Origin of the sequence: Sporomusa sp. (genome assembly GCF_035561155.1) — a bacterium.
Classification (GTDB): Bacteria; Bacillota; Negativicutes; order Sporomusales; family Sporomusaceae; genus Sporomusa.
The window spans coordinates 1-2844 of the sequence record NZ_DATMYD010000029.1; the positions used below are offsets into that span (position 1 = coordinate 1).

At 43.1% G+C, this 2844-nt stretch carries 4 protein-coding genes; 1 reads left to right on the plus strand and 3 read right to left on the minus strand.

Annotated elements, in window-relative coordinates:
• The 3 genes from VN447_RS04400 to VN447_RS04410 all read right to left on the minus strand — a co-directional run.
• Positions 1-547 (minus strand): efflux RND transporter periplasmic adaptor subunit (locus tag VN447_RS04400; RefSeq protein WP_325523203.1); only part of this gene is annotated, 547 nt, incomplete at its 3' end.
• A 377-nt stretch (positions 548-924) separates the two neighbouring features.
• On the minus strand, positions 925-1503 hold the full coding sequence (locus tag VN447_RS04405) for a TetR/AcrR family transcriptional regulator (protein WP_325523205.1): 579 nt from the start codon (positions 1501-1503) through the stop codon (positions 925-927).
• A 342-nt stretch (positions 1504-1845) separates the two neighbouring features.
• Positions 1846-2073 (minus strand): hypothetical protein, encoded by a 228-nt coding sequence (locus tag VN447_RS04410; protein ID WP_325523207.1) that lies wholly within the window; start codon positions 2071-2073, stop codon positions 1846-1848.
• A gap of 147 nt (positions 2074-2220) precedes the next feature.
• Here VN447_RS04410 and VN447_RS04415 point away from each other — a divergent pair.
• A partial coding sequence (locus VN447_RS04415; protein ID WP_325523209.1) for a TetR/AcrR family transcriptional regulator occupies positions 2221-2844 on the plus strand: 624 nt, incomplete at its 3' end.

Genomic DNA, 2844 nt, shown 5'->3' on the forward strand with positions numbered 1-2844 from the left:
CCGTAGCGGCGCTGAGCTGCGCCTTAGCCTCATCCGCCGCCGCTTTCATCTGATCGTAGGTCGAGGCCGGCACCGCTCCGGTCGCCAGTAAAGCGCGATACCGGACTTCATCTTGTGCCGTCTGCCGCGCCCGCGCTCGTACGGCCGCGACCCCCTCTTCCTGCGCCTGCACCGCCAGACCCAGATCAGTCGGATCGATTCGCATAAGCGGTTGTCCGCGCCTGACCGTCTGGCCCATATCAACAAGACGTTCCAACACCTTACCCGAGACGCGAAAACCCAAGTCGTTTTGCACCTGCGCAGCAACGATTCCTGTAAAAGCCCGGGACGTCGATGCGGCATTTTGAACAGTTGCGACCCTGACCAACGGTGCCTGTGTACGCGGATCAGTCTGTACCTTTCCGCTGCATGCAGTCAATAAAAGCGATAACAGAACAATAATGGCAAACAAAGCAAAGCGGCGACCGGTTACATTTTGGCATCGGCCCTGACGTACTGAGTTAGATCGTTTCCATTGTCTAAAACCTGCACTAGAATCATTACTCATTCCTTAACCTCTCCCAAATCAAAATTCCATATATATATGCGCAATTAATCTTCATAACCTAATTGATACGCTAAACCCACATCATCAGCGCCTAATTCAAGGCACATCTCACGTAATTGAACGGCGCTGAGACTAGGGGCGCTCGCGTGGGGTACCGCTGACGCCTTTCTTTCGTTATAAGCGCTTTATTGAAGGGTGGTCATTCATATCCTTGCAGTGGTTCTCCTTTGCTGTTTGATCAAATAATGTTTTCAAGTAAACTCGCTCCTTCGCGTAACGAATATATAGTTGAATATACATGCTTATTGTGAAACACGATTTTCAAGAGTGTAAGTACGTTTTTTGAGAACGATCATTCTAATCTAAATAAAAAAACTTCATTTATTCAATATTGCTAAGGAAAAATCCGCTATACGACGTAACTTTTCTTTACTAGCTGAGGTTCTTGCAAGTACCCGAATCCCAATTAAAGTATTATGCAAGTTTTCTGCTAAAACTTCAGCATCATATGCACACGGGAATTCGCCTGTTTGCTGTCCTTTACGAATAAGATCCGCAAGAAGATGCTCTAATTGCATAAATGCATCTTTCGCCTTTTCTTCTACTTCTTTATCTCTGGGTGCCATCTCAGTTGCTGAGTTTATAAATAGGCAACCCAATGGCCTATCCCCGTTTCCTTCGAGCATAAGGTCAAAAATACGCTGTATAGCTTGTTTTGCTGTTTCTGCGCTTGAAATTTCAGATTTTAGTCTGGCTTTTATTAATTCACCGAAACAATCTATCGCTTTTAAAAACAATGTATGCTTATCACCGAAGGTATCATATAAACTTCTACGATGGATTCCCATATGCTTTACTAAGTCACTCAAAGATGTCTTTTCATAGCCTTGTTTCCAAAATAATTCCATAGCTTTCTGGAGAACTACACTTTCCTCAAATTCTTTGCTTCGCCCCATTACTTTCCCTCCCGCTAATAGTAATTGTAGTATTTCGAGAACGATAGGAAAAGAATTATTTTGTATTCCGCATCATAAAGACGGTTATATTCGGTGTAAACCAATAGAAAATCAAAATATTACGATGAGTCTATTAGAAAAAGCTTTTCATATATATTGACATTGGTTTCAGTTTTCGGTACCAAAATTATTTAGAGTTTAGACAGTTGGCAAATATTTGTCGGTGAAAGCCACGGAGCTTTCAATGGGGACGGGGTATTTACACTGTAATACAGCCCTTTTTTCTGTATTTTCAACAATATATCAACCTCTGTTCTGCATATCCTAAAGATGGAAAGTCAATCATGCTCCTTTTATTTCGTAAAAGTCTAAAGGTATGCACTGTAAAACCGGTTTTTCGTATGACTCAATATGAATCATCTGTCCGGCGCAAATGATCTCTACTCTTCTGACCTGCCGGCCTTCCCAAGCCCAGGCCTGCTTCAACTCTGCTATAATCAGATTAATTTGTTCCGGTAGCAACGATTGATCTGTTGCGACAGGGATTCCTTGGACAATAGTGGTAAACACTTTTCCACCTCCCATATAATGATTTTTTTTGCAGCTTTTTTCCTGGTTTTAAATAAGCGTGATACAATACATTATATGCCTATATAATACAACGGCAATCTTGACAGTGTCAAGATTGCCGTTACCAAAATATTGAAAGGAGATACAATGGACAATAAGCATTCTGGAATTATGATAACACCGAAAGAACCTTATCATCATGGAAACTTGCGGGAGGCTCTCATTCAAACCGCGTTGCAAATTCTTGCTGTTGACGGTGTTGTCGGTTTGACGCTGAGAAAAGTAGCCAAGGCAGCGGGCGTATCTCATGCCGCGCCTGCACATCATTTTAAAGATAAGACCGCCCTCGTTGCCTCGGTTGCGGCAGAAGGATTCCGGATCTTGTCAAAGGATTTGCTTAACGTAGCCGATATTCACCAGGATTCTAAAGAAAAACTGCTTCAGTTAGCGAGAACTTATGTGGGTTTTGCCCAACGGGAAGTTGAACTGTTCCGCCTGATTTTTGGTCCTACAGCCCCCGATTACAGGGAATATCCGGAACTTTACGAGGCAGGTATAGAGTGTTGGAATACGGTGGTTCAGCTTATTACAACGATTATGAAAGATCAGGAGATAACAAATTGCGAACCTGATTTGCTTGCTTTCAGCATTTGGGCTCACACGCAGGGGATCGCGAGCCTAATTGTCAATCAGGCTGTTATTCCGCCGCATTTAATACCTTTAAAAGGAGCAATGCTGGATAAATCAATAGAGTTGCTGATTGACGGGCTC

Bases quoted from the DNA above. Each gene is read 5' to 3' on its own strand.
- VN447_RS04405 (WP_325523205.1), bottom strand. From the start codon at position 1,503: ATGGGGCGAAGCAAAGAATTTGAGGAAAGTGTAGTTCTCCAGAAAGCT.